At 68.3% G+C, this 23,446-nt stretch carries 22 protein-coding genes; 8 read left to right on the top strand and 14 right to left on the bottom strand.

What is annotated here, in order from left to right:
• Positions 1–32 precede the first annotated feature (32 nt).
• The 3 genes from IEX71_RS10845 to IEX71_RS10835 all read left to right on the top strand — a co-directional run bounded on the left by IEX71_RS10845 (position 33) and on the right by IEX71_RS10835 (position 2,337).
• Entirely contained in the window at positions 33–815 is a 783-nt protein-coding gene (locus IEX71_RS10845) for an HAD family hydrolase (RefSeq protein WP_188837018.1), read from the top strand.
• Between the two features lies 1 nt (position 816).
• The gene (locus IEX71_RS10840) at positions 817–1,617 is read left to right on the top strand and encodes a TrmH family RNA methyltransferase (RefSeq protein ID WP_188837017.1); all 801 of its coding nucleotides are present in this window, start codon (positions 817–819) and stop codon (positions 1,615–1,617) included.
• Positions 1,618–1,683: 66 nt separating this feature from the next.
• A complete protein-coding gene (locus IEX71_RS10835; protein WP_188837016.1) occupies positions 1,684–2,337 on the top strand; it encodes a VOC family protein in 654 nt (217 codons plus the stop codon).
• 27 nt (positions 2,338–2,364) lie between these two features.
• Here IEX71_RS10835 and IEX71_RS10830 read toward each other — a convergent pair whose 3' ends face one another.
• The 6 genes from IEX71_RS10830 to IEX71_RS10805 all read right to left on the bottom strand — a co-directional run bounded on the left by IEX71_RS10830 (position 2,365) and on the right by IEX71_RS10805 (position 7,413).
• Entirely contained in the window at positions 2,365–2,583 is a 219-nt protein-coding gene (locus tag IEX71_RS10830) for a heavy-metal-associated domain-containing protein (RefSeq protein ID WP_188837015.1), read from the bottom strand.
• 24 nt (positions 2,584–2,607) lie between these two features.
• On the bottom strand, positions 2,608–2,889 hold the full coding sequence (locus tag IEX71_RS10825) for a metal-sensitive transcriptional regulator (protein ID WP_188837014.1): 282 nt from the start codon (positions 2,887–2,889) through the stop codon (positions 2,608–2,610).
• A gap of 188 nt (positions 2,890–3,077) precedes the next feature.
• On the bottom strand, positions 3,078–3,824 hold the full coding sequence (locus IEX71_RS10820) for a guanyl-specific ribonuclease (RefSeq protein ID WP_188837013.1): 747 nt from the start codon (positions 3,822–3,824) through the stop codon (positions 3,078–3,080).
• A gap of 129 nt (positions 3,825–3,953) precedes the next feature.
• Entirely contained in the window at positions 3,954–5,366 is a 1,413-nt protein-coding gene (gene purB, locus IEX71_RS10815; protein WP_188837012.1) for an adenylosuccinate lyase, read from the bottom strand.
• Positions 5,367–5,659: 293 nt separating this feature from the next.
• A complete protein-coding gene (locus IEX71_RS10810) occupies positions 5,660–6,619 on the bottom strand; it encodes an FAD-dependent monooxygenase (RefSeq protein WP_188837011.1) in 960 nt (319 codons plus the stop codon).
• 8 nt (positions 6,620–6,627) lie between these two features.
• The gene (locus IEX71_RS10805; RefSeq protein WP_188837010.1) at positions 6,628–7,413 is read right to left on the bottom strand and encodes a VOC family protein; all 786 of its coding nucleotides are present in this window, start codon (positions 7,411–7,413) and stop codon (positions 6,628–6,630) included.
• Positions 7,414–7,545: 132 nt separating this feature from the next.
• Between IEX71_RS10805 and IEX71_RS10800 the strand changes: the two genes are divergently transcribed.
• On the top strand, positions 7,546–7,965 hold the full coding sequence (locus tag IEX71_RS10800; RefSeq protein WP_188837009.1) for a hypothetical protein: 420 nt from the start codon (positions 7,546–7,548) through the stop codon (positions 7,963–7,965).
• Positions 7,966–8,054: 89 nt separating this feature from the next.
• Here IEX71_RS10800 and IEX71_RS10795 read toward each other — a convergent pair whose 3' ends face one another.
• Genes IEX71_RS10795 through galT form a run of 3 tightly spaced genes read right to left on the bottom strand, consistent with a single transcriptional unit; the run spans position 8,055 to position 10,831 of the window.
• Positions 8,055–8,540 carry a low molecular weight protein-tyrosine-phosphatase gene (locus IEX71_RS10795; protein ID WP_188837008.1) on the bottom strand — a complete coding sequence of 162 codons (486 nt, stop codon included), beginning with the start codon at positions 8,538–8,540 and terminating at the stop codon, positions 8,055–8,057.
• A gap of 15 nt (positions 8,541–8,555) precedes the next feature.
• Entirely contained in the window at positions 8,556–9,758 is a 1,203-nt protein-coding gene (gene galK, locus IEX71_RS10790) for a galactokinase (RefSeq protein ID WP_188837007.1), read from the bottom strand.
• Positions 9,758–10,831, bottom strand: coding sequence for a galactose-1-phosphate uridylyltransferase (gene galT, locus IEX71_RS10785; protein WP_188837006.1), 1,074 nt, complete (start codon positions 10,829–10,831; stop codon positions 9,758–9,760). Before galT ends, galK begins: the two co-directional genes overlap by 1 nt.
• Before the next feature lie 114 nt (positions 10,832–10,945).
• Here galT and IEX71_RS10780 point away from each other — a divergent pair, with 114 nt between their 5' ends.
• Positions 10,946–11,872 carry a ketopantoate reductase family protein gene (locus tag IEX71_RS10780; RefSeq protein WP_188837005.1) on the top strand — a complete coding sequence of 309 codons (927 nt, stop codon included), beginning with the start codon at positions 10,946–10,948 and terminating at the stop codon, positions 11,870–11,872.
• Positions 11,873–11,953: 81 nt separating this feature from the next.
• On the opposite strand, the gene IEX71_RS10775 is transcribed toward IEX71_RS10780, so the two are convergent.
• Positions 11,954–12,589 (bottom strand): DUF4282 domain-containing protein, encoded by a 636-nt coding sequence (locus IEX71_RS10775; RefSeq protein WP_188837004.1) that lies wholly within the window; start codon positions 12,587–12,589, stop codon positions 11,954–11,956.
• Positions 12,590–12,880: 291 nt separating this feature from the next.
• On the opposite strand from IEX71_RS10775, the gene IEX71_RS10770 reads away from it, so the two are divergent.
• The 3 genes from IEX71_RS10770 (at position 12,881) to IEX71_RS10760 (ending at position 17,040) form a co-directional block, all read left to right on the top strand.
• The gene (locus IEX71_RS10770; RefSeq protein ID WP_188837003.1) at positions 12,881–13,816 is read left to right on the top strand and encodes a putative endonuclease domain-containing protein; all 936 of its coding nucleotides are present in this window, start codon (positions 12,881–12,883) and stop codon (positions 13,814–13,816) included.
• 211 nt (positions 13,817–14,027) lie between these two features.
• The gene (locus IEX71_RS10765) at positions 14,028–14,654 is read left to right on the top strand and encodes a TetR/AcrR family transcriptional regulator (protein ID WP_188837002.1); all 627 of its coding nucleotides are present in this window, start codon (positions 14,028–14,030) and stop codon (positions 14,652–14,654) included.
• A gap of 70 nt (positions 14,655–14,724) precedes the next feature.
• Entirely contained in the window at positions 14,725–17,040 is a 2,316-nt protein-coding gene (locus IEX71_RS10760; protein ID WP_188837001.1) for an MMPL family transporter, read from the top strand.
• Between the two features lie 116 nt (positions 17,041–17,156).
• On the opposite strand, the gene IEX71_RS10755 is transcribed toward IEX71_RS10760, so the two are convergent.
• From IEX71_RS10755 to IEX71_RS10740, 4 genes are all read right to left on the bottom strand, one after another.
• Positions 17,157–17,990, bottom strand: coding sequence for a hypothetical protein (locus IEX71_RS10755; protein ID WP_188837000.1), 834 nt, complete (start codon positions 17,988–17,990; stop codon positions 17,157–17,159).
• A 107-nt stretch (positions 17,991–18,097) separates the two neighbouring features.
• On the bottom strand, positions 18,098–20,896 hold the full coding sequence (locus tag IEX71_RS10750; protein ID WP_188836999.1) for a bifunctional YncE family protein/alkaline phosphatase family protein: 2,799 nt from the start codon (positions 20,894–20,896) through the stop codon (positions 18,098–18,100).
• A gap of 11 nt (positions 20,897–20,907) precedes the next feature.
• Complete coding sequence (locus IEX71_RS10745; protein WP_188836998.1) at positions 20,908–22,272, bottom strand: ABC transporter permease; 1,365 nt, start codon at positions 22,270–22,272, stop codon at positions 20,908–20,910.
• A gap of 114 nt (positions 22,273–22,386) precedes the next feature.
• The gene (locus IEX71_RS10740; protein ID WP_188836997.1) at positions 22,387–23,373 is read right to left on the bottom strand and encodes an ABC transporter ATP-binding protein; all 987 of its coding nucleotides are present in this window, start codon (positions 23,371–23,373) and stop codon (positions 22,387–22,389) included.
• Positions 23,374–23,446 lie beyond the last annotated feature (73 nt).

Raw genomic sequence — 23,446 nt, 5'->3', positions numbered from 1 at the left:
ACCGTCCGAGGTGCTCGCCATAGGCTGACGCCGTGCAGAAGAAACTTGTGGCACTGGACATCGACGGCACGTTGCTGCAGTACGACGGCCGGTTGGACGAGGAGGTGCGTGATGCGGTGCGGGCAGTCGCCGACGCCGGACACCATGTGGTGATCGCGACCGGTCGTAGCATCCTCGGTGCGGCCCCGGTCTTCGAATTGCTTTCGCTGACAGACGGATTCGCCGTGACCTCCAACGGCGCAGTGACGGCGCGGTTGCACGACGACGCGTGGGAGATCATCGACAAGGTCACGTTCGACGCCACCCCGGTCCTGAAGTTGCTCAAGGACTCCTGGCCGGACGCCGTGGTGGGCGTGGAGGAGCCAGGTGTCGGCACCAAGGTCAGCGCACCGTTCCCCGAGGATGAGATCGTCGGACCCACGAAGGTCCTGCCCTGGGAGGAGCTCGGCGCCGAGCCCACCACCCGGCTCACCTTCCGCTCGCCCAGCGGCACCGCTGAGGACTTCGTCGAACTCGTCGATCGGCTTGGTCTGCACGGCGTCAACTACGCCGTCGGCTACACCGCCTGGCTCGACGTCAACCCCGAGGGTGTCTCCAAGGCGTCCGCGCTCGAGCAGGTCCGCCGCACGTTGCACGTCGAGCCCGCGGACACCATCGCGATCGGCGACCACACCAACGACCTGGAGATGCTGCACTGGGCGGCACGTGGTGTCGCCATGGGGCAGGCGCCGGACGAGGTCAAGGCCGTCGCCGACGAGGTGACGCTGTCCATCGACGAGGCGGGCGCAGCCGTCATACTCCGTCAGCTGGTGTGAGGTGGCCGAGCACACGATCACCTCTCCGGCCAACCCGCGGCTGAAGGCACTCGTCGCGCTGCGCCGCCGCCGGCGGCGGGAAGAGACCGGCCGCACGCTGCTGGAGGGGTATGACGAGCTCGCTCTCGCACTGGACGCAGGGGTGCACCCCCACGAGCTGTTCACCTGCGACGACCTGATGGCCGATCCGGCCGCGCAGGCCGATGTGGTGCGTCGCGCGCGGGAAGCGGGTGCCGAGGTGATCCGGCTGAGCCGGCAGGCCTTCGAGAAGGTCGCCTACCGCGAGGGCGCCGACGGGTTCTTGGCCGTGGTGCCGGCGGTCGGTGTGACACCCCGCGAGCTGGCTCTTCCGGACCGGCCGCTGGTGCTCATCGCGGAGGGTGTGGAGAAGCCGGGCAACCTCGGCGCGATGCTGCGCACCGCCGACGCCGCCGGGGTGGACGCCGCCGTGGCCGCGGCACCGATGACCGACTGGGGCAACCCCAACGTCGTCCGCAGTTCCAAGGGCACGGTGTTCTCCGTGCCGGTGGCGACGGCGACGACGGAGGAGACCTTCGGCTGGGCGCGCGAGCGTGGCATCCGTGTCGTGGCTGCGACGCCGGCGGCCACCAGCCTGCACACGGACGTCGACCTGACCGGCCCCGTCGCGATCGCGGTCGGCACCGAGAAGGAAGGTCTGACCGACACAGCGCTCGACCTGGCCGACATACACATCCGAATTCCTATGAGTGGCAAGGCGAATTCGCTCAATGTCGCGACGTCGGCGGCCATCATCCTGTATGAAGCGGTGCGTCAGCGGTGACGCATCGTGGACCCGGACGGCAGACCCGCTGCACGGCGAGAGTGTGAGCAGTGGCACCATCGGTTCATGCGAGTTGATCACCTGGTTTTTGCGGCTGAGCCCGACGGAATGATCGCCACTGCGAAGCGTCTCGGGGACCTGCTGGGGGTGGATCCGGTCGACGGCGGCCTGCACCCGCGATTCGGCACTCGCAACTCGATCATCCCGCTGACCGATCGCCGGTTCATCGAGGTCGTCGAGGTGCTGGACCACCCGGCATCCGACAAGGCGCCCTTCGGTCAAGCGGTGCGTGCCTGCTCCGCGGCGGGCGGCGGCTGGCTGGGTTGGGTCGTCGAGGTCGAGGACATGTCGATCGCCGAGCGACTGCTCGGCCGCAGCGCGGTCCCGGGTAACCGGCACCGTCCCGACGGCGTCGAGATCTGCTGGAAGCAGATCGGCATCCGTGGGCTGATGGCAGACCCGCAGGTTCCGTTCTTCATCGAGTGGCCCGAAGGTCAGGACCACCCCTCCACCGAAGGTGTGACGAACGCTGCGCTGACCGGCCTGCAGATCGCCGGATCACCGGACCGCGTGCGTGAGTGGCTCGGTCTGGTCGGCGAGCCCGGTGTGGACCGCGAGGAGTGGGAGCCGGAGATCGACTTCGACTTCGCCGCGCCGCACGGCACCCCGGGTCTGATGTCGGTGCAGTTCCAGAGTGCCGACGGGCCCGTCTCCATCTGAGCACCCGCCCGGGGCACCGGCCGGACGTCAGCCCACGACGACGTCGTAGCCGGCTTCGTCCACGGCGGCGTTGACCGCCACCGGGTCGAGTTCGCGGTCACTGGTGATGCGCACCGGCGAGTCGCCGCCCTCGTGCAGCTCGATCTGCACGTCGGTGACACCGTCGATCGTCTTGAGCTCCTCGGTCACCGCGGCCACGCAGTGACCGCACGTCATACCGTGCACGGTGATGTCGGTCTGAGCCATCAACTTCTCCTTCGTTCGGTGGGGTCAGCTGCGCACGAGGCGCGCGATCGCGTCGGACGCCTCACGCACCTTGGCGTTCGCGGCCTCGTCGGACTCGCGGGCGGCGTCCACCACGCAGTGGCCGACGTGGTCCTCCAACAGCCCGAGGCTGACGTTCTGCAGCGCCTTGGTCACCGCGCTGACCTGGGTCAGCACGTCGATGCAGTAGGTGTCCTCCTCGACCATGCGCTGTATGCCGCGCACCTGCCCCTCGATGCGGCGTAGCCGCTTGAGGTAGTCGTCCTTGCTGCCGGCGTAACCGACCACGTGTGCCTCCGCTGGTTGAAGCTCGCGACCGGTGGGCCGCTTTCGTCATACCAACAGCATACCCGGAGGGGGTATTGCCGGTCCGGGCCGGCGCGCATAGGTCTCCCCAGGGTCAGGTCGCGCGCAGGTTTGGCGGCAGGGACGTGCGTAGGCCGACACTGGGTCGACCTACGCACGCGTGCGGATGGTCAGTTGACGGTCAGTTTGCAGAACGACGCGTAGTCGTCCGGCGTGTAGTACCAGACTGACGGGCTGCTCACCGAGGTGCCGCCGGTGACGATGCGCCGCGAACCCCGGGTCGAGTCGCCAGGGGTCGGCACGGTGTAGAGGTGGTAGAAGCTGCTGGACTCGGCCGGCAGGATGCCTTCGCGGTTCTGGTAGACCGTCCCGTCCTGGTCGTAGGGGAACGGTCCGTCGTCCTTGATCAGCTGCTCGGTGCCGGCGACCTCGTCGGGCACCGAGGCCGGGTCGCAGTCCGCGACACCGCCGTCACCGCCACCGTTGACCCCGGTGATCTTGCAGAAGGACGAGTAGTGGTCGCCGGTGTAATACCAGTTCGGCGGGCTGGTCAGCGGAGTGCCGCCGGTGACGATGCGTCGCGTGCCGCGGGTCGGAGCGCCCGGCGTGATCACGGTGTATTCGTGGTAGTACCCGCTGGATTCGGCGGGCAGGATGCCCTCGCGGTTGGTGAAGACGACGCCGTCATTGTCCGGGTAGGGGAACGGCCCGCCCTGCTTGATGAGGTTCGCGGTGTCGGTCGCTTCCGGCGGCAGCGAGGACAGCGCGCAGTCCGGTATGGCGGCCGCTGACTGCGCGAGCGCCACGTCATACATCGGGGACGCGTGTGCGGTCGTCGGGGCGGCGGCGACGCCGGCGCCCGCGATCAGTGAGGCGGCAACAGCGGCGTATCCGAGGCGTGCGGTAAGGATTTTCATCCTGCGAGCCTGCCAATGGCAAGAATCCCGCAGGTGACCGAGCGGTCAGGATTTCGTCAGAAGTTGGTCAAGGTCCCCGCGCCGTCACTCGGCGAGGGCGTGCTAGTGGTGTTAGTCGTGCTAGGGGTGTTAGTCCTGTAGGTACTTCACCAGTTGCGGGGCCAGCCCGACATACGTGGCGGGGGTCATCGTCAGGAAGCGCTCCTCGACCTCCGCCGGCAGACCCAGTCCGCGCACGAACTCCCGCAGGTCGGCCTCGCTGATCCGGCGGCCGCGGGTGAGCTCCTTGAGCCGCTCGTAGGGCTGCTCCATCCCCGGCACGCCCTGGGCGCCGAGGGCGCGCATCGCGGACTGGATCGGCTCGCCGAGCACCTCCCAGTTGGCGTCGAGGTCGGCCGCCATCTTCTCCGGGGCCGCGTCGAGACCGGCGAGGCCGCGGGAGACGTTGTCGATCGCCAGCAAGGAATGGCCGTATGCCGTGCCGATGTTGCGCTGCATGGAGGAGTCGGTCAGGTCGCGCTGCATCCGCGAGGTGACCAGCGTGCGCGCCAGCACGTCGAGCAGGCCGTTGCTGACCTCGAGGTTGGCCTCGGCGTTCTCGAAGCGGATCGGGTTGACCTTGTGCGGCATCGTGCTCGAGCCGACCGTGCCCTGACCGCGGGACTGGGCGAAGTAGCCCATCGAGATGTAGGTCCACACGTCGGTCGCGAGGTTGTGCAGGATCGAGTTGAACCGGGCGATATCGCTGTAGACCTCGGCCTGCCAGTCGTGGCTCTCGATCTGCGTCGTGAGCGGATTCCACTGCAGCCCAAGGGATTCCACGAAGGACTTGGAGAGCGCGACCCAGTCCGTCTCCGGCACCGCCGCGACGTGTGCGCCGTACGTGCCGGTCGCGCCGTTGATCTTGCCGAGGTATTCCGCGCCGGCGATCCGGCGCAGCTGACGCCGCAACCGGTGCGCGAGCACCGCGAGCTCTTTGCCCATCGTGGTCGGCGTGGCAGGCTGCCCGTGCGTGTGCGCGAGCAGCGGCACATCTGCGAGTTCGGTTGCCATCGCGGCGATCTGGTCGACCAGAGCACTCGCCTTCGGCGACCACACCTGCTGGGTCGCCCCCTGCACCATCAGTGCGTAGGACAGGTTGTTGATGTCCTCGCTGGTGCAGCCGAAGTGCACCAGCTCGGCCAGCCCGGCCGCGTCGTCGGTGCCGACGATCTGCGGCAGTCGGCGCTTCAGGTAGTACTCGACCGCCTTGACGTCGTGCACGGTCTCGCGCTCGATGTCGGCCAGCTCGGCGACGTCCGCGGTGTCGAACTGCGCCGGTATGTCGCGCAACCCGGCGATCTCACCCTCGGACAACCGGCGAACACCCGGCACCGCGTCGTTCGACGTCAGGTGGATCAGCCACTCGACTTCGACGTGCACCCGCTCGCGGTTGAGCGCGGCCTCGGAGAGGTGGTCGACCAGCGGGGCGACGGCGGTCCGGTAACGCCCGTCCAGGGCGCCGAGCGCGATGGGCGGGTTGGCATCAGCAAGCGAACGCATGCGCAGATTGTCCCAGAGGTGCCGGGCGGGCCGCCTCGCGCGTCCGGTGCCCGGGCGGGCGGACTCCCGCGCGTCCGCGCTGCGAGCGCACGGGTACGAGATTTCCGGTCGAAGGAGACCGGGGTCCCCGCGAAGTATTCGGGAGAGGCGGGCCCCGACGAAGTATCGGAGGAGCGTGTCGGGGTCCCAGCGAAGTATCGGAGGAGCGAAGCGGGGGAGAACTTCGTGGGGTGACGGAGCGGGGGAGAACTTCGTTGGGTGCAGGGCAGCGGAGGAGAGACTTCGTGGGGTGGTCACGGTATGGCGAGCGCGGCCCGCATGACGGCCGCTGAGCCCAGCCGCGCGGCCTGGGTGGCCGGGACCCGGCGGGCCTGCCAACGGCGCAGGTCGCCGTCGGAGTTCAGCGTCCCGGCGAGCGTGGCGGCGTCCACGATCGCGCTGCACGCGCCCCGGCCGAGATTCGGCAGCATCGCGTGCGCGGCGTCGCCGATGACGACACACCGGCCGTGCGCGTAGCGACGCATCGGCGGCGCCACCCACAGTGCGGTCGCCAGCGTGTCCGGGCCGGCATCCGCCAGCGCCCGGCGGATCCCCGGCGCCGCGCCGGCGAACCGCTCGCGAGCCTCGTCGAGCACGTGCTGCACCTCGAAGGGTTCGGTCAGCTCGCTGCGATGGGTGGTGAACCAATAGGTCCTATCCCCGGCGATCGGCACCAGTCCAGCCAACAGACCACCGCCCCAGTACTCGCCGATGTCAGCGGATCGCGTTGTGCCAGAACGTATTCCGCGCAGTGCGACGTATGGCGTGCCGACCCGCTCCGCCGCCGACGGCTCGACCAGGCCGCGCACACGGCTGCGAACCCCGTCCGCCCCGATCACCAGGTCCGCGTCGAGCGACTCCGGGTCGGTGACCTCCTCGGTCACCCGGCGCACCGTCGCCGGCACGGCGGCATCCAACGCCGCGAGCAGCGTCGGCCGGTCGACCATCACTGGCCCGGGACCGTGCGCCGCCAGCAGGCGACGGCCGTCCATCCGGTGCAGCGCACCACCGGTCTGCCGGGCGCCGGACTCAGGTAAGGCGTCCAACCGCCGCAGCACCCGGCGCGCCGCACCCCACAGGCCGAGCGCGCTGCCGACCGCAGCCCGCTCCGGCTGCGCTTCATGCACGCTGACCTCGAAGCGGCGCGGGTCCAACGAGGCCGCCAGCGTCATACCGGCGATGCCGCCGCCGACGGTCGCGATCCGCTGAGGCATCCCGCCGGTCAGTCAGCGTCCGCGCCGGTGTCGTTCATGGCGATGACGGTGAAGATCTCGCCGTGCTGGCCCTGTAGCAGCGCCTCCGGCCCGAACGGCGTGTCCATCATCATCAGGATCGAGGCACCCAGCTCCTGGGCGATCTGCGCGGACGAATCACGATCAGCCACCGCGAAGTGCACCAGCCAGGACGGCGGCGCGCCGTCCGGCAGCTCCACGGCTTCGTGTATGCCGCACACGGTCTCTCCGGTCGGCAGTTTCGCCACCGCGTAGGAGTTGTCGCCGTCGTCATACGTGAAGCCGAAAACGTTGGCGTAGAAGGACTTTGAGCCTTCGAAGTCGCGGGTCATCAGGTCGTTCCAGGCGACCGAACCCGGCTCGTTGACAAGTCCGAAGCCGGGCAGCTCGCCGCCCTGCCACAGACCGAAGAAGGCACCGGTCGGGTCGGCGCAGTAGGCGGCCTGCCCCGACGCGGCCATCTCGAACGGGTCGGTCAGGACCTTGCCACCCGCTGACGTGACGGCCGCGCAGGTGGCGGCGATGTCGTCCGTGGCGAAATAGGTGGTCCAGAACGGCGGTGCCTCGGAGCCGTTCTTGTGCTCCAGCCCGGCGACCGGCTGGTCGTCCTTGCGACATACGCGGTAGTCCTCGTGCTCGGCGTCGCGCCGCACGTCCCAACCGAAGAGCTTCTCGTAGAAGTCCTGTGCGTGGTGCATCCCACGGTGTGCGGGCTCGAAGGCGCAGTCGGCCCAGCAGGGAGTGCCGGACGGCCACGGTGCGGTGCGAGTCGTCATGTCAGGCAGCTTAGGTGGCTCCCATACACGTCGGCACACGGAACGCGCCCGGAGTTCGCGGAACGGTCAGGGTTTTTCCAAGGTTTCGCCAACCCGCACCCGGCGGTGCCTGGACCGCCATACCGTATCCGCATGAGCATCGATGGGGTGGGGAGGTGTCCACAGATGATGGGGGACCCGAGCGACTCGATCGCGTTCCGGGCATCACGGGAGGCCGCCAAGGCGCTGCTGGGTGACGCGCACGCGCTTCGCTGGCTGATGCACTGCGTCGAAGCCAGGCTGCGCGCCGACGGGGACACCGACGTCGCCACGCACATCCACCTCGACATCGCGGAGGCGATCGTCGAGGCACACGCGGAAGAACTGCTGGAGCCGTCACTGTCCGAGCATCGGCTGGCGCAGTTGCGCAGCCACCCGCGCTGCCTCGTCGTCGTCGCGGCATTGCACTACGTCACGATGCCGCACTGCCCGTCCATGGCCGGCCCGGCGAGTGACTTGGCGATCCTGCGGTGGGCGACCGACGTCGCCCGCTGCGAGCTGCCGGTCAGCTGAGGCCACCCCACGAAGTTCTCCCCCGCTCCGCTCCTCCGATACTTCGCGGGGACCCCGGCTCTCTCCAGCGATATTTCGCCGGGTCACGTTCAGAGCTCATCCCTCAGCTCGGCGACGAGACCGCGGCAGGCTGCCTCGACCTCGTCACGGCAGCGGTCGAAGTCGGTGGCGTTGCCGAAGTAAGGGTCGTCCAGCTCGAGCTTGCCGGCCGCCATCGCGTCGGAGTCGAACTCACGCACCAGCCGGGTCTCCGCAGTCACCTCGGTGCCCTCGCCCAGCTCCAGCAGGTCGTGCAGGTGGCCGCGGTCGGCCGCCAGGATCAGGTCCCGATCGGCGAGGTATGACGCCTCGAGCTGCCGGGCCCGGTGCGCGTTGCCGTCGTAACCGGCCCTGCTGAGCGCGGCCAGCGTGCGTGGATCCGCACCCTGACCGACGTGCCAGTCGCCGATGCCGGCCGAGTCGACCACGACCTGGTCGCCCAGTCCGGCTTCGTCGAGCATCGCCCGCAGGATCACCTCGCCCATCGGCGACCGGCAGATGTTCCCCGAGCAGACGAAGCAGACTGAATAGCTCACCCGGCCGACCTTACGTCACCGGATGCGGTCGGCACCGCCACTCGCGACAGCCTGGAAGATCGCCGGGGTCGGGTGGCCTGCCTGCTCCGCCGCCCGAACGCACGCGTCCGCGACCGCAGCCGCGTCGCCCTGATCGACCAGGGCGATCACACAACCGCCGAAACCGCCCCCGGTCATGCGCGCTCCGTGCGCTCCCGCGGCGACCGCGGCCTCCTGGAGAGTGTCGATGCTCGGCACGGTGATCTCGTAGTCGTCCCGCATCGACGCGTGAGAGTCGTTGAGCAGTGGGCCGATTCGGCGCAGATCGTCCCCGGAGAGCAACAGCCGCGCGGTCTGCTCGACGCGCGCCGAATCGGTCACCACGTGCCGGGCGCGGCGGCGCAACAGCGGCGGCAGCTTGTCCAGCGTGGTGGCGAGGCTCTCCAGCGGAACATCCCGCAACTCGCGCACGCCGAGCCGCAGCGCCGCCTCCTGGGAGGAGTGGCGACGTTCGGCGTATTCGCCGTCGGCGTGCGAGTGCTCGGTACGCGAGTCGATGACCAGCAACGCGAGCCCGGCGCCGGTCAGGTCGAAGGGGAGCTGCTCGATCGTCACCGCACGGGTGTCGATCTGCATCGCGTGCGCCTCCTGGCCGCACACCGACGCGAGCTGATCCATCAGACCGGTCGGGGCACCCGCGATCTTGTTCTCGGCGTCACGGCCCAGGTCGGCCACCGTCTCGTCGTCTAGCCGCCAGTCGAGCAGATCGGACCACGCCCGTGCGGTCACGCACGACAACGCCGCGGAGGACGAAAGGCCAGCACCCACAGGCACATTCGAGTCCAGCGCGATGTCCAAACCGGTCACCGGCAAGCCGCGTTGCGCAGCCGCCCACCCCACGCCGACGACGTATGCCGCCCAGCCGTAGTTGCCACCTTCGACGATGTCGGTGAGATTCAGCGTGACGACGGCGCCGTCGTCCATCGAGGTCGACGCGACCCGGAGCACGGAGTCGTCGCGCCGGCGGACTGCCGCGACCGTGTGCTGGGCCAACGCGATCGGCAGCACGAATCCGCCGTTGTAGTCGGTGTGTTCGCCGATGATGTTGACCCGTCCGGGCGCTGCCCAGAGCCCGTCGGGCTCGGCGTCATACAGCGAGCGGAAGCGGGCGGCCAGTGCGTCGAAATCGATCGGGTCGGGCGTGGAGACCACCCGTGTCTCGTCATGCGGTTGATTCATCAGTTCACCTCACGCAGGCGCTGCGCCATACCTTCCGGCAGACCGTCGTTGACGAAGGCGCCCTGACCCGACTCGGACCCGGCGAGGAACTTGACCTTCCCCTCACCGCGGCGGATCGAGTAGAGCTCCAGGTGCAGCCACGCGACGTCCCGGTATGACGACACCGGCGCCTGCTGCCAGGCTGCGATGTACGGCGTCGGTTCGTCATACAACCGGTCGAAGCGCTGCAGCACGTCGAGGTAGACCTCGACGAAACCGTCACGGGCGGCGTCGTCCAGCGCGGGGATGTCCGGCACCTGCCGCTTGGGATAGAAGTGCACCTCGATCGGCCAGCGCGCGGCGAACGGCACGAAGGCGATCCACTCGTCGTTCTCGGTGACAACCCTTGTGGCTGCTGCGGATTCGCTGTCGATGATGTCGCCGAAGAGACTGCTGCCGTGCTCGTTGAGATGGGCTTGAGCGTGCTCCAGCTCGGTCTGCGCGCGCGGCGGGACGAAGGGATAGGCGTAGATCTGCCCGTGGGGGTGCTGCAGGGTGACGCCGATCTCCTTGCCGCGGTTCTCGAAGGGGAAGACGTGCTCGACCCCGTCCATCGCGTTCAGATCGGTGGTCCGGTCCGCCCAGGTGTCGACAACCAGCCGCGCCTGCTGCGGGGTCAGTTCGGCGAAGGACGAGTTGTGGTCGCTGGTGAAGCACACGACCTCGCACCGGCCGCGGCCGGCGCGGATCTGCTCCAAGCCCTCGGTCCTGGTCTCCGGAACCTCGGCGCTCAATTCGTATGATGGAAAACGGTTCTCGAAGGCAACGACCTGATACTCGGAGGACGGCACCTCCGAGAGGTGATCGCGGGACGGGCACAGCGGGCATTGGTCGGCCGGAGGCAGGTAGGTCCGGCTCTGCCGATGCGACGCGACGGCGATCCACTCGCCGGTCAGCGGGTCACGGCGCAGCTGCGAGCCGGTGACTGTCGTGGGCAGGTCGCGCCGGTCGGGCACCGCGGTGCGGTGGGTGCCGTCCGCGTCATACCAAAGGATCTGACGGCCGTCGGCCAGCTGTCCCGTCGTGCGCTCCATCGCGGCCCTCTCGCAGAATCGAATTGTTCGAACGTTTGAAAATGTTCAAGTCTGTTGTACACGATCTCACGCGTCGCACGGAATGGCGGCACCGCGCAGACGGTTGTCCTTCTCATGCGGATTGCGGTGATCGGAGCCGGCGGTGTCGGCGGATACTTCGGCGGACAACTGGCAGCAGCGGGCAACGACGTGCTCTTCGTCGCGAGGGGAAGGCAACTCGAGGCTCTGCGCACGCATGGCCTGACAGTCGCCAGCGACGAGCGCCCGGTCACCCTCGACACGGTCGATGCCACGGACGACATACACGCGATCCAGGGCGCCGACCTCGTGCTGATCGCGGTCAAGCTCGGCGAGACCGAGAACATCGCCCGCCGGATCGCCGAGGCGCCCGGCAGCACGCCGCCGATCCTGTCGCTGCAGAACGGTGTGCAGAAGGACGAGGTGCTGCGGGCGCACCTGCCGGACGCCGAGATCCTCGGTGGCGTCTGCTACATCTCGGCCGCCATCGAGTCGCCGGGCGTCATCCGACACAACGGGTCACTGGCGCGCATCGTCCTGGGGTCGTACGGCGGCAAGCCCAGCGCGGCAGCCGTCGCGATGCACCGAGCGCTGGACGAAGCGGGTGTCGAGGCCGAGTTGAGCGACGACATCGAGTCGGCGCTCTGGCGGAAGTTCGTGTTCCTGGTCGGCCTGTCGTCGGTGACGACCGTGGCGCGGCAGCCGATCGGTGTCCTCCGGGCACACGTACCGACCCGACAGCTGCTCGCCGACGTGATGACCGAGGCGGTCGCCGTCGCGGAAGCGCGCGGCGTCGCGTTGCCCGCGGACTACGTCGAGCAACAGCTCGCCTTCGTCGACACCCTGCCGGAGCAGATGAGTTCGTCGATGCACCGCGACCTGACGCACGGCAACCCGCTCGAGCTGCCCTGGCTGGGTGGCGGCGTGGTGGCCATGGGCGCGGACGCCGGTGTGCCGACGCCGGCGGGCCGGGCGCTCGCGGCCGTCCTTGCGCCATACGTCGCAGGCGGCGCGACGGACTGACCGTCCCACGGAACGACAAACGGCCGGCGCCTCCGAGAAGGAGACGCCGGCCGTTCGCCGTTTGCCGTATTGCGGAGTCGCTCAGTCCTTCGAGCGCTGCGCGATGCGCGCGACGTTGATCGCGAGCTCGAGCGCCAGGCGGACGATCGCGACGATCACGACCAGCCACACCAGGTCCGAGATCGTGTGCATGATCCCGGAGAAGGTGCTCATGTTCTTGACACTCTGGCCGCCGAAGTCCTGGCTGCCGAAGTTGTAGGTCAGCTTGCTGATGAAGTTCAGGACCGCCCAGATGATCACACCCAGGAAGGTCAGGCTGGCGATCTTCTCGGTCAGCGACTTCTTGAACTGCAGGTCGGAGAAGAGGTCACCGACACCTTCACCCGCACCGGAGACGACCTGGCCGGCGTCGGAACCGAACTGCTGACCGACGTGCTGGGCGTGTCCGCCGAAACCGCCGTGCTGACCCTGGTCGGCCTGCTGCGGCTGCTCACCCGGCTGACCGTAGCCCGGCTGCGGCTGCTGTCCCTGCGGCTGGCCGTATGCCGGCTGCTGGGGCTGCTGGCCGTAGTCCGGCTGCTGCTGGTCGAACGCGGGCTGACCCTGCTGCTGGCCGTAACCCTGACCCAGACTCTGTCCCTGGTAGCCCTGGCCCCCCTGCGGGGCACCAGGCCCCTGCTGATCGTTGTTCCACGAGCCACCTGTGGGCGTCGACATAAGTTCCCTCCTCAAGTTGTTCAGGCCCCTACCCGGTGCCCGCTGTCATGCTCCATCCAACCTGCTCTCAGGCAACGCGTCCAACGAACGCACTGCCGAGTTTCTGATCGGCGGGCGATCCGGCGCTCCATGTCGCCCGCTGTGATCGCCCCGAACGGTCGAATACCCGCGAGTATGGCGACATACCGGCGGGTACTCGACCGCTCGGGGCACTTTCCCTTGGTTGGCACCCGGCTGCAGCGCGCCTGTGGACAACCACCGCGAGCATCCGGCGAGCGGTCAGACTCGGGTATGGCGAACCCGCGAACGGAGCTGCACGACCCGCCAGTGCTGCGAGCAGACGTCCCCCGCACCCGGGCCGAGCTGCGCGCTGTCGGGATCAGCGACTCGTGCTTGGGGCGCGAGCACACGCGTCTGTTGCGAGGGCAATGGCTGCACGGCGCCGTGGCGCCCGAAGCACGCCACTTCCTGCTGGCGGCGTTGCAAAGGTCACCCGACGATGCCTTTCTCACCCGCCAGACCGCCGCAGCGGTCCACGGTGGTGTCGTCCCGTCCGAGGGCGTCATACACGTCGGCACGGCCAGCGATCGACGGGTGCGAACTCCCGGCATGACACTGCATCGATACGCACAGCGGCCGGACGTCGTCATGGTCGACGGACTTCCGGTGACGACGAAGCCGCAGACGTTCGTGGATCTCGGGGCCGTCCTCGGGCTGGTCGATCTCGTGGTCCTCGGCGACTCCTTCAGCCGCGGTGCCCCCGGTATGCCGGAGGAGCTCCGGCGCCATACGGCTGCGTCTCACGGTCGAGGTGTGGTCGCTGCGCGAAGCGCCGCGACGCTGGTCCGGGTCGGCGCCGAGTCCGCGCAGGAGACGCGCACCAGGTTGCTCATGGTGCTCGCCGGACTGCCCGAGCCGGTGTTGCAGCACCCGATGTATGACGTGCACGGCCGCCAAGTCCATCGCCTCGACATAGCACATCCGGACGCGCTGCTGGCGATCGAGTACGACGGCGACCACCACCTCGATCGACGACAGCGCGATCGGGATCTGCTGCGTCGCGAGAAGTTCGAGGCATCCGGATGGCGTTTCGTCATCGCCGTCACCGCGGACATCCATCAGCGCCCGGCGCCGTTCCTCGACCGGGTCGTGGTTGCGTCGCGCGAGCGTGGGATCGCGGTGCCGAAACGGCTCGACCCGCGCTGGCAGTTGCACTTCGGCCGCTGACGTCCGCCGCTGACGTCCGCCGGGGCACGCGCGTCCGATCGCCCCGAAAGGTCAAGTACCCGTGGGTATTTCGTCATACCGACGGGTATTCGACCGTTCGGGGCGTCTGCTCGCCCCTCTCGTCGCGCCCCCGCCATGCCGTCCGCGGTGAGGCGCACATCACACCCCATGAATTTGCACTTTGCTAACCTAAAGGGCAAAAATAAGTCTCGTGTTCCACTCCACCTCGACCGACCGGACTCCGCGACTGCGCATCGCGGAGCCGATGTCTGCCAAGCGGGTGCGCACGAGTCGCGAGATCACGCGGGCGGCCCGCGAACTGGCCGCTGAGAAGGGGTATGACGAGTTCACGCTCGACGAACTCGCCGAACGTGCGGGCGTCTCACGGCGCACGCTCTTCAACTATTACGACGGCAAGCTCGAGGCGACCCTCGGCGGTGGCCCGCAGCTGACCCAGGACGACATCGACACGTTTCTCGCCGGCGGCCCTACGGGGGAGTTCGTCGACGACGTGGCGGCGCTCGCGCTGGGTGTGCTGCGGGCCAGTGGCGGCGCACCGATGGGCCGGGACGACTGGTCCATCACCCAGCGTTGCCTGGAGGCCAACCCGAAGCTCATCATCGGCGCACAGCGTCAGTTCGAGGGTTTCGGCGAAGGGATCCTCGAGCTGCTGGCCCAGCGCTCCGGGCGGCCGGCCGTGGAGCACCAGTTGCTCCTCGGTGTCCTCGGCATGACGTTCAAGATCTCGATCGACCAGTTCAGCTGCGGCGGCGATGACCGAGAGGTCCCGGACATCTTCCGCGACAACCTGTTGACCGTGCGCCGGCTACTGAGCTGACGACAGCGTCCGCCCACCAACTGCTACTCCCACCCACTGCGTTCCACCAACCAGGAATCGAAGGATCTTCATGGCTTCCCTTCTCTATCGACTCGGCCGCACGGCCTATCGCCGGTGGCCGATGTTCATCGCCGCGTGGGCGATCGTGCTCGTCGGCTTCGGTGCGGTGGCCATCGGCGTCAGCAAGCCGATGGTCGACAAGTTCAGCATTCCCGGCATCCCGTCGCTGCAGGCGCAGACCATGCAGCAGAAGCTCTTCCCCGGCACCGGTGACGTGCAGGACGAAGCGGCCGCAACGGTCGTCGTCGCCGCCCCGCAGGGCCACACCCTGCAGGAGACGAAGTACAAGAACGCGGTCAACGACCTCATCTCGGACCTGAGCAAGGTCCCGCAGATGCCCTCCGATCCCAAGGCGCAACCGGTCAACCCGGTCGACGCGGCGAAGGCCCAGCGCCAGCAGATCCTGGCGCAGGCCGGCAAGAGCCCGCAGGAGCAGGCCGCTGCGAAGAAGAACGCGCAGGCAGTCTCACCCCTGTCGAAGGACGGCCGCACCGGGACGATCGACTGGAAGTTCAAGGTCGACACCGTCGCCGACGTCAAGGCGAGCACCCAGGACGACGTCCTCAAGGCACTCGACCACGCCCGCGCCGACGGGCTGCAGGCCGAGGCCAACGGATCCGGCATGCAGGCGATGCCCGAAACCGGTGGCAGCAGTGAGCTGCTCGGCGTCATCGTTGCGGCGCTCGTCCTCTTCATCACCTTCGGCTCGCTCGTGGCCGCCGGTATGCCGATCATCTCCGCCGGCGTCGGCGTGCTGATGGGCGAGCTGGCGATCCAGTTCGCGACCGGGTTCACCACGATCGGCACCACGACCCCGATCCTGGCCACGATGATCGGCCTCGCGGTCGGCATCGACTACACGCTGTTCATCCTGGCGCGCTATCGAAACGAGCTGCAGAACACCGACGATCGGGCGCACGCCGCCGGCCTAGCGGTCGGAAAGGCAGGCAGCGCAGTCGTTTTCGCGGGCCTGACGGTGCTGATCGCACTGTGCGCGCTGTCGGTCGTCGGCATACCGTTCCTGACCTCGATGGGTCTGGCCGCTGCCGGCTCGGTGTTCTTCGCGGTCTGCGTCGCCCTCACCCTGCTGCCGGCCGTGCTCGGCATGCTCAAGTCCAAGGCGTTCGGCGCCCAGCTGCGCAAGCGGCACGACAAGATCGCCGACGACGGCAAGACCACCAACAACGGTGTTCGCTGGGCCAAGCTGCTCGGCAAGAAGCCGGCGATCATCGTCGCGCTGGTCGTCGTCGTGCTCGGTGGTCTCGCAGTGCCGATGAAGAGCCTGCACCTGGCACTCCCGAGCGACTCGACCGCGGCGTCCTCCACGACGCAGCGCAAGGCCGCCGACATGGTGACCGAGGCCTTCGGCGCCGGGCGACAGGCCCCGCTGCTGACGGTCGTGGACGGCAGCAAGATCGACGGTCAGCAGCAGCGGATGGCGGCCTACGGCCAGGTCATGGGCTGGGCCGGCAGCCAGCAGGACGTCGTCAACGCGCAGATCATCGGCGTCAACAAGGACAAGTCCGGGGCGCAGATCCTGATCACGCCCAAGAGCGGCGCCGACGACCAGTCGACGCTCGACCTGCTGGACACCCTCCGCAGCGGTCAGTCGGCCATCGAGGCCAAGACCGGCACCGAGGTCGGCGTCACCGGCACGACCGCCGTGCAGACGGATGTGTCGACCCAGCTGACCAACGCACTGCCGAAGTACCTCGCGGTGGTCATCGGTCTGGCGTTCCTGCTCCTCATGGTGGTCTTCCGGTCGATCCTCGTGCCGCTCACCGCGACCCTGGGCTTCCTGCTCTCGGTGCTGGCGACGCTCGGTGCGACGGTGGCGGTCTTCCAGGACGGCCTCTTCGGCATCGTCGAGGGGCAGCCGATCGTCAGCTTCATGCCGATCATCCTGATCGGGATCGTCTTCGGGCTGGCGATGGACTATCAGGTCTTCCTGGTCACCCGAATGCGCGAGGCCTACGTGCACGGCGCCGACGCCCGCGAGTCGATCGTCGACGGGTTCCGGCACGGTGCCCGCGTGGTGGCGGCTGCCGCGACCATCATGATCTCGGTCTTCGCCGCGTTCATGTTGCAGAGCAACAGCCTCATCCAGTCGATGGGCTTCGCGCTCGCGGCGGCGGTCTTCTTCGACGCCTTCGTGGTGCGGATGATGCTGATCCCGGCCGTCATGTACCTGCTGGGTGACAAGGCCTGGTGGCTACCGAAGTGGCTGGACAAGATCCTGCCCCGTGTCGACGTCGAGGGTGAGGGGCTGGCCAAGCAGCTCGCGGCCGCGCCGGTCGAGGACGACGAGGCGCTCGCGAAGGCCTGACGCCTGATCCGACGGCGCCGTACGGCGCCATACGAACAAGGAAGCGACCCGGTGAGCGTGATGCTCACCGGGTCGCTTCGTGCTTCGGGTGCTCGTCCTTCAGCGCCGCGGTGCGGTCACTTGTTGACCGAGGACGGCACCGTGATCGGGTTGGCGGGCGCCTGGGTCTTGGGCTGCTCGTTCCAGCCGGTCACGGTCATCTTGCCTTTGGCGCTGTTGAGCTCGAGCACGTACTTCTTGTCCGCGCTGATCTTGATGGTGTTGCCCTTGGACGTCGTGATGACGTAGATGTCCTTGCCGTCCATCGTCGACTTCGAGGTCTTCGCGGTCGCCAGCTTGCTGTCGGTGACGGCGGCCGGTCCCATGACCGAGTCGAGGATCCCCTTGATGTTCAACGACGTCAGGCTCTTGGCGGTCGAGGCCGGCGCGGACACCCACTTGTCGGCGAGCAGCGCGGCAGTGGCCTCCGGGGCACCACTGCCCTTGGTCCAGAAGATCTTGTTGCCCTTGATGTAGTTCTTGGGGTCGACGGTCCGCACGGTCGCCGTGCCCTCGTCCTCGGTGGCGATGGTGAGGTCCTGGTTGGAGCCGTCCACGTCGCCCTGGATGTCGACGACCTCCTTCTTGCCCTCGTCGGCCATGTCGGCGTGCAGCTTGGCGTTCTGCGCCGAGTTGTATGCCGCCCGGGCCTCGTGCACCAGGGTCTTGGCGTCGGGGACGCCCGCCTGGTCGGAGCCGCCGGTGGCAGAGGACTGCTCGGAAGTGGCGGCCGACGTCGGAGCCGACGACCCACCGGTCGCCGAACCGCTCGTGGCCGGAGTTGCGGCACCGCTGGTGGCCTTGCCGGCGGAGGTGTTGCTGCCGGAGCTGGAGCTGGAGCCGCAGGCGGCGAGGGACAGGCCGAGCGCCGCGGCGACGGTCAGCTGGGAGATTCGTGTGACGGTACGCATGGCTCCAAACTACGTGACGGTAGGTAGGGATTCACGCACCGCCCACGTGCTGAAAGGACCCCGCCGGTGCGTCCGGCGGGGTCCTCTCATCAGCGGTGAACCGATCGTCACTCGTCGTCCGCGGCGGACGGGATCGCACCGCCGGGCACCGTCTTGGGCGTGTAGATCTTGCTGTCACCCGGGTACGGCTTGGACCAGTTGTGGTCCTGGTACCAGATCCAACGGTTCATCTGTTCGGGTGCTGCGTAGTCGGGCCGGGCGCGCGAACCGGTGAAGTGCTGGTTCTCGCTCCACTTCGCCCACACCTTGGCGATGCCCTTCTTCGAGGTTGGCACCGTGGTCCGCGCGGCAGCGGCGGCGTTCACCTTCTTCGCCTCGGCGCCCTTCGTGCCGAGTGTGTCCAGACCGCACTCGGGCGGCGTCTCGACACCCTCGGTGAGCGGCACCTGGTTGCGCACGGCGTTGTATGGCGTGGTGTCCGGCTTGGACTGGAACGCGTCGAACATCGGCGTCGCGGCGGCGAGCTTCTGGTTCAACGGCTGCGCACCGAGGATCTGCTCGATGGTGCGGACCATGTTCAGCTGCGAGTAGTAGGTGTGCACCACCTGACCGTGCTTCGCCCAGGGGCTGATGACCTGCACCGGAGCGCGGTGACCGTCGACGTGGTCAGCGCCGTTCTGGCTGTCGTCCTCGACGACGAAGATCGCCGAGTCCTTCCAGTACTTGCTGTGCGAGATGGTGTCGACGATCCGGCCGACCGCCAGGTCGTTGTCGGCGACCTGCGCCCGCGGGTCGGCCGGGCCGCCGGTGTGGTCGCTGGACAGCCACATCATGTTGAAGTTGGCCGGGCCCTTGCTCTGGAACTCCTGCTTCCAGATCTGGTAGCGGTAGATGTCCGGGATGCTGGTGTCGAAGGGCGGGGACAAGGGGTTGGTGATCGCGTTGAGCGACGGGATCACCGAGCCGTAGTTGCCCTTGAGCTCCGGCGTGGTCAGCTGACCCGGGTCGCCACCCTGCTGCACCGACGTCGCGGCGCAGTAGTACTGCTGCCACGTCGAATTCGCGGGTTTGCCCTCGCCATACTCGAACTCGCCGAAGTTGCGGGCCTTCTTGCCGGCGTCCTGGACCGCGGTCCACAGGAACCCGGAACGCTGGTGGCCGAGGACGTCCTCCTCGGTGTCGTAACTGCGCTCGTACTCTCCGGCGCTGGACTCGGTGTACTCCGGGTTGTCGCCCTGCATCATCCAGTTGTGACCCTCGGCCGAGTTGGTGCCGATGTCGTAGACGTTGTCGTAGAGGCCGAACTGCGTGGCGAGGGCGTGCTGGTTGGGGGTGACGTTCTTGCCGAACTGCGTCAGGGTCGGGTCGCCGTTGCCCTGGCTCATGTCGCCATACAGCTGGTCGTAGGTGCGGTTCTCCTTGACCAGCAGGAAGACGTGCTTGATGGTCGACCTGTCACCGACCCGTTTGGGGACCGGCACCGCCTTGGCGTGGCCCTTGCCGCCGCTCTTGGCGTTGTTCTTGTTCCAGTCGTTCTGGGTGAAGACCGTCTTCGTGTACTTCTTGATCTGCTTGTCGCTCGGCAGCGTGAAGCGGGTGAACGACCCGGTCGTGCTGTGCGTGCCGTGCCCGGTGGCCGGAGTCGTGCCGGCGCCCTTGTTGAAGGTGAGCTCGGGTCCGCGGGCGTCGACACCGCGGGTGTTGGTCACCACGATCTTGCCGTCGACGTTCGCGATCGCAGCCGGGTAGTAGTCGGTCGGCAGCAGGCCGATGTAGCGCGCCGGCTCCTTGGGGTCCTTGGCCAGGCCGTAGACCGCGACGGCGTTCGCACGGCCGAGAGTGACGAGCAGCTTGTCGCCGACCTTCGTCATACCCGTCGGGGCGTAGCCCACCGATGAGGTCGCCCAGGGTTGGGTGTTGATCGTCTGCACAATCTTGTTCTTGGTCGTGTCGACGACCGACACGGTGTCGCTGCCCGTGTTGGCGACATACAGCGTGGAACCCGAGAGGTAGAGGTCGGTGGGGTGCAGTCCGACATCGATCGTGCCGGGCGTTGCCGCGGGCGCGGTGGTGTCGATGACGCTCACGGTGCCGGTGGTGGAGGTGCCCTTGTAACCGTCGGCCGGAACGTCCGTGCCGTATGACGTCATCGTCTCGTCGCCTGCGGTCGCGTGCCGGCCGCCCTCATTGCTGACGTAGAGGCGCGAGCCGACCAGCGTGATCTGGCGCGGCGCGATGCCGACGTTCCAGGTCGTGGCGACAGCGCCGGTCTCGGGGTCCATGGCGACCACGGTGTTCTGGCCGTTGAGCGGGACGTAGAGCGTCTTGCCGTCGGCCGAGTAGGCGGGCTTGCCGGGCAGTGCCGAATGGTCCTTGACCTTCGGCAACGCGAAGGACTTCGCCGTGCCGAGGCTGCCGTTCGCGTTGACCGGGAAGCGGGTGACGGCGTCCTTCTGCGACAGCCAGAGGAACTTGCCGTCCGGGGACCAGACCGGCCCTTCCTGGCCGACGCTGACGTCGGACAGTTTCTGGTCGACGGTCTTGGCCTTACCGACGGTCCAGACGACCTTGTATGTCGACAGGTCGACGATCTGCAGCGAGACCGACTTGTCCGTGCTGCTCGCGGCGACGAAGCGGCCGTCCGGGCTGACCGTGGAGCCCATGTACTTGCCGTCCTCGGTCAGGAGGCGGTCACCGATCGGCTTGAGGTACTGGTTGTCGGAGACCAGCTGGCCGTTCTCGTATGTCGAACCGACCTGGTGGTCGCCGAACAGACTCGACGGCGCGGCGGACGCGAGCCCACCGGTCGCGACCGTCAGGACTGCGGCCCCGGCGATGGCGATGCGGAATTTTCGGCGGCTGAGGAGTCGCGCCTTGGGCGCGCGACGCTGACGGGTTACCTGCATGGAGGTGCCTTTCAGGAGGAGGTGGACAGCAGGTCGACGTTGGCGTCGAACTGCCAGAGGGGGTTCGGGGTGTCACCGTCGTCGGTGCGCACGAGGAAGTAGCCGTTGACCTGCTTCGGGCCGTCGCCGTCGGCCATGTAGCGGCCGTCCGGGTGCAGGTCGAGCTGGTAGATGGCCTGGCCGACGGCGGTCGAGCCGGGCAGGCGCCAGCTGACGACGCAACGCCAGTCGTTGCCGGCGCCCTCGGGGGTCAGCTTGCCGCCGCCGCGGTTGCACGCGGAGGTGACGCGCAGTTGTTGCTCGGTCACTGCCGGGCGGTGCAGCTGGGTCGTCTGCAGGCGGTAGAGGTGCGCGAAAGCCGTTGAGACAGAACGATTCACCTTGGCCTGGGTGATCCCGCCGTCGCTGATCGAGCTGTATGGCGCCACCGCCGCGACCCCCACCACGAGGAGCGCCGCGATCGGTGCCAGACCGACCGTGAGGGCCCGTCGCCCGGCCGTGTCGTGTCCGGTGCCGCTGAAGTCCCGGCGCGCGAAGGCGGCATACGCCAGGGCCGTCGCGACGACCGCCCAGACCAGGCTCACGCCGACGCCGGTGAGGATGGGCCCGAGCTGGGCGGGGTCGGTGAACAGGCCGTTCCAGGACAGGAACGCCGAGCCCGGGAGCGCCAGTCGCACGGCGACCGGCAACGGCAGCAGCAGGGCGAGCTGCATCGCGAACGCGACGACTGCGGGCAGCAGCAGCCCCATCGGCGAGCGACCGAAGAGCACCGAGCCGAGCAGGCCGAGCCCGGCGAGAGCCAGCGTCGGAGCAAGCACGCACGCCCAGGCGAGCAGGACACGAACGGCTGCGTCGCCGGCGGACAGGGTGTGGCCGTCCAGCCCGATCAGTGGGTTGTTGCCGACCACCAGGATGCCGGCGAGCGAGCTCGAGATCGCCAGGCCGGCGACCATCGTGAACAGGACGGTCAGGCTGCACAGCGCCTTGGCCGCGAAGATGCGGCGAGGTGACCGCACGACGACCAGCAGGTGCCGCCAGGTGCCGAGCCGGTCCTCCGAGGTGAAGATGTCACCGGCGACGATCGAGGTCAGCAACGGCAGCGCCCAGGTGCCGGAGAAGCCGAGCGTCACCAGTGCGCCCGCCCACCCGGTGTCGTGCATCCAGCGGCCGAAGAGAGTGTCGACCGGCAGGCTGCTCTGCTGGCTGACGCCCGCGACGAAGAGCGCCGGAGCGATCCAACAGGCGAGCAGGACCACGCGAATCCGCCACTGCGACAACAACTTCGTCAGCTCGAAGCGGTATACGCGGCTGATCGAGGAGCGCGTTGCGGACGGTGGTCGAGTAGCGACGGAGGAGCGTATCGAGACCCCGGTCATCGGGTGACACCAGCTGCGGGTCGAGTAGCGACGAAGGAGCGTATCGAGACCCCGGTCATCGGGTGACACCAGCTGCGGGTCGAGTAGCGACGAAGGAGCGTATCGAGATCCCGGTCATTGGCTGTGCTCCTGGTCGTCGGTGAGCTTGAGGAATGCGGCTTCGAGCGGTGACATCACCGGCGTGAGCTCGCGCACCGCGATGCCGTCACGCACGAGGCGGGCCACCAGCTCGTCCAGCGCGGCGGTGGTGGTCGCACCCAGCAGCAGTGACTCGGCGGCGCCGGGCGCGTCGTCGCCGGCTGGGTCGTCGCCCGGCGTGCGGTCGACGTCTCGCAGGTGTATGCCGTGCATCGCGCTCGCGATCCGGCGCGCACCCATCGGGTCGGGGGTGACGAGTCGGTAGTCGAGAGAGTCGTTCTCGGCTGCCAGCTTGGCCAACGGCCCGGTGAACCCGACCCGACCAGCGGTCAGGATCGTCACTTCGCTGCACAGTGCCTCGACGTCGTCCATCCGGTGGCTGGACAGGATGACGGTGGTGCCTTCCTCGGCAAGCCCGTTCAGCAGGTCGTGCACGCGGCGCTTGCCGGCCGGGTCGAGTCCGTTCGCCGGCTCGTCGAGGACGACCAGGCGCGGCTGGGCCAGCGCCGCCGCGGCGAGGCCAAGGCGCTGCCGCATGCCGAGGGAGAAGCCTCGGACCCGCTCGTGTGCCACTTCGGACAGGCCGACGGCGTCGAGGATCTCATCCACCCTGTCGTCGTTGTTCGCGGCGCCGCTCAACGTGAGTGACGAGGTGAGGTTCGCTCGGGCGGTCAGCGTCGGATAGAGGCCCGGGCCGTCGAGGAAGCCGGCGACTCCTGCCGGGACGGCATGGGTGCGACCCAGTTGGTGGTCCAGGACCTGACCTTCACCGCTGGTGGGTGCGGTCAGGCCGAGGAGCAGGCCGAGCAGCGTCGTCTTGCCGGCGCCGTTGGGGCCGACCAGGCCGTGCACTTGGCCGGCGGGTACGTCGAGGTCGACGTCGTCGAGGGCGATGACATCGTCGAAAAGCTTGCTGACAGCGCGAATTCGGATCGCGGATGGTATCCCGGGAGGTGTGGACATGACCCCGTCTCTTCGGTCGGTTGCATACCGAACCTAGGGATCACAAACACACCGGGAGCAGACGCGGATTGAA

The sequence above is a fragment of the Flexivirga endophytica genome, assembly GCF_014640635.1.
Taxonomy (GTDB): domain Bacteria; phylum Actinomycetota; class Actinomycetes; order Actinomycetales; family Dermatophilaceae; genus Flexivirga; species Flexivirga endophytica.
Note: the sequence above shows the minus strand (reverse complement) of the source record. Positions and strands in the feature narration are given on the sequence as shown.

Excerpts from the sequence above, each read along its gene's own strand:
- IEX71_RS10835 (WP_188837016.1), top strand. The coding sequence starts at position 1,684 with ATGCGAGTTGATCACCTGGTTTTTGCGGCTGAGCCCGACGGAATGATC.
- IEX71_RS10830 (WP_188837015.1), bottom strand. The coding sequence starts at position 2,583 with ATGGCTCAGACCGACATCACCGTGCACGGTATGACGTGCGGTCACTGC.
- IEX71_RS10820 (WP_188837013.1), bottom strand. The coding sequence starts at position 3,824 with ATGAAAATCCTTACCGCACGCCTCGGATACGCCGCTGTTGCCGCCTCA.
- purB (WP_188837012.1), bottom strand. The coding sequence starts at position 5,366 with ATGCGTTCGCTTGCTGATGCCAACCCGCCCATCGCGCTCGGCGCCCTG.
- IEX71_RS10810 (WP_188837011.1), bottom strand. The coding sequence starts at position 6,619 with ATGCCTCAGCGGATCGCGACCGTCGGCGGCGGCATCGCCGGTATGACG.
- IEX71_RS10805 (WP_188837010.1), bottom strand. The coding sequence starts at position 7,413 with ATGACGACTCGCACCGCACCGTGGCCGTCCGGCACTCCCTGCTGGGCC.
- IEX71_RS10800 (WP_188837009.1), top strand. The coding sequence starts at position 7,546 with ATGAGCATCGATGGGGTGGGGAGGTGTCCACAGATGATGGGGGACCCG.
- galK (WP_188837007.1), bottom strand. The coding sequence starts at position 9,758 with ATGAATCAACCGCATGACGAGACACGGGTGGTCTCCACGCCCGACCCG.
- galT (WP_188837006.1), bottom strand. The coding sequence starts at position 10,831 with ATGGAGCGCACGACGGGACAGCTGGCCGACGGCCGTCAGATCCTTTGG.
- IEX71_RS10780 (WP_188837005.1), top strand. The coding sequence starts at position 10,946 with ATGCGGATTGCGGTGATCGGAGCCGGCGGTGTCGGCGGATACTTCGGC.
- IEX71_RS10775 (WP_188837004.1), bottom strand. The coding sequence starts at position 12,589 with ATGTCGACGCCCACAGGTGGCTCGTGGAACAACGATCAGCAGGGGCCT.
- IEX71_RS10770 (WP_188837003.1), top strand. The coding sequence starts at position 12,881 with ATGGCGAACCCGCGAACGGAGCTGCACGACCCGCCAGTGCTGCGAGCA.
- IEX71_RS10760 (WP_188837001.1), top strand. The coding sequence starts at position 14,725 with ATGGCTTCCCTTCTCTATCGACTCGGCCGCACGGCCTATCGCCGGTGG.
- IEX71_RS10755 (WP_188837000.1), bottom strand. The coding sequence starts at position 17,990 with ATGCGTACCGTCACACGAATCTCCCAGCTGACCGTCGCCGCGGCGCTC.
- IEX71_RS10750 (WP_188836999.1), bottom strand. The coding sequence starts at position 20,896 with ATGCAGGTAACCCGTCAGCGTCGCGCGCCCAAGGCGCGACTCCTCAGC.
- IEX71_RS10745 (WP_188836998.1), bottom strand. The coding sequence starts at position 22,272 with ATGACCGGGGTCTCGATACGCTCCTCCGTCGCTACTCGACCACCGTCC.
- IEX71_RS10740 (WP_188836997.1), bottom strand. The coding sequence starts at position 23,373 with ATGTCCACACCTCCCGGGATACCATCCGCGATCCGAATTCGCGCTGTC.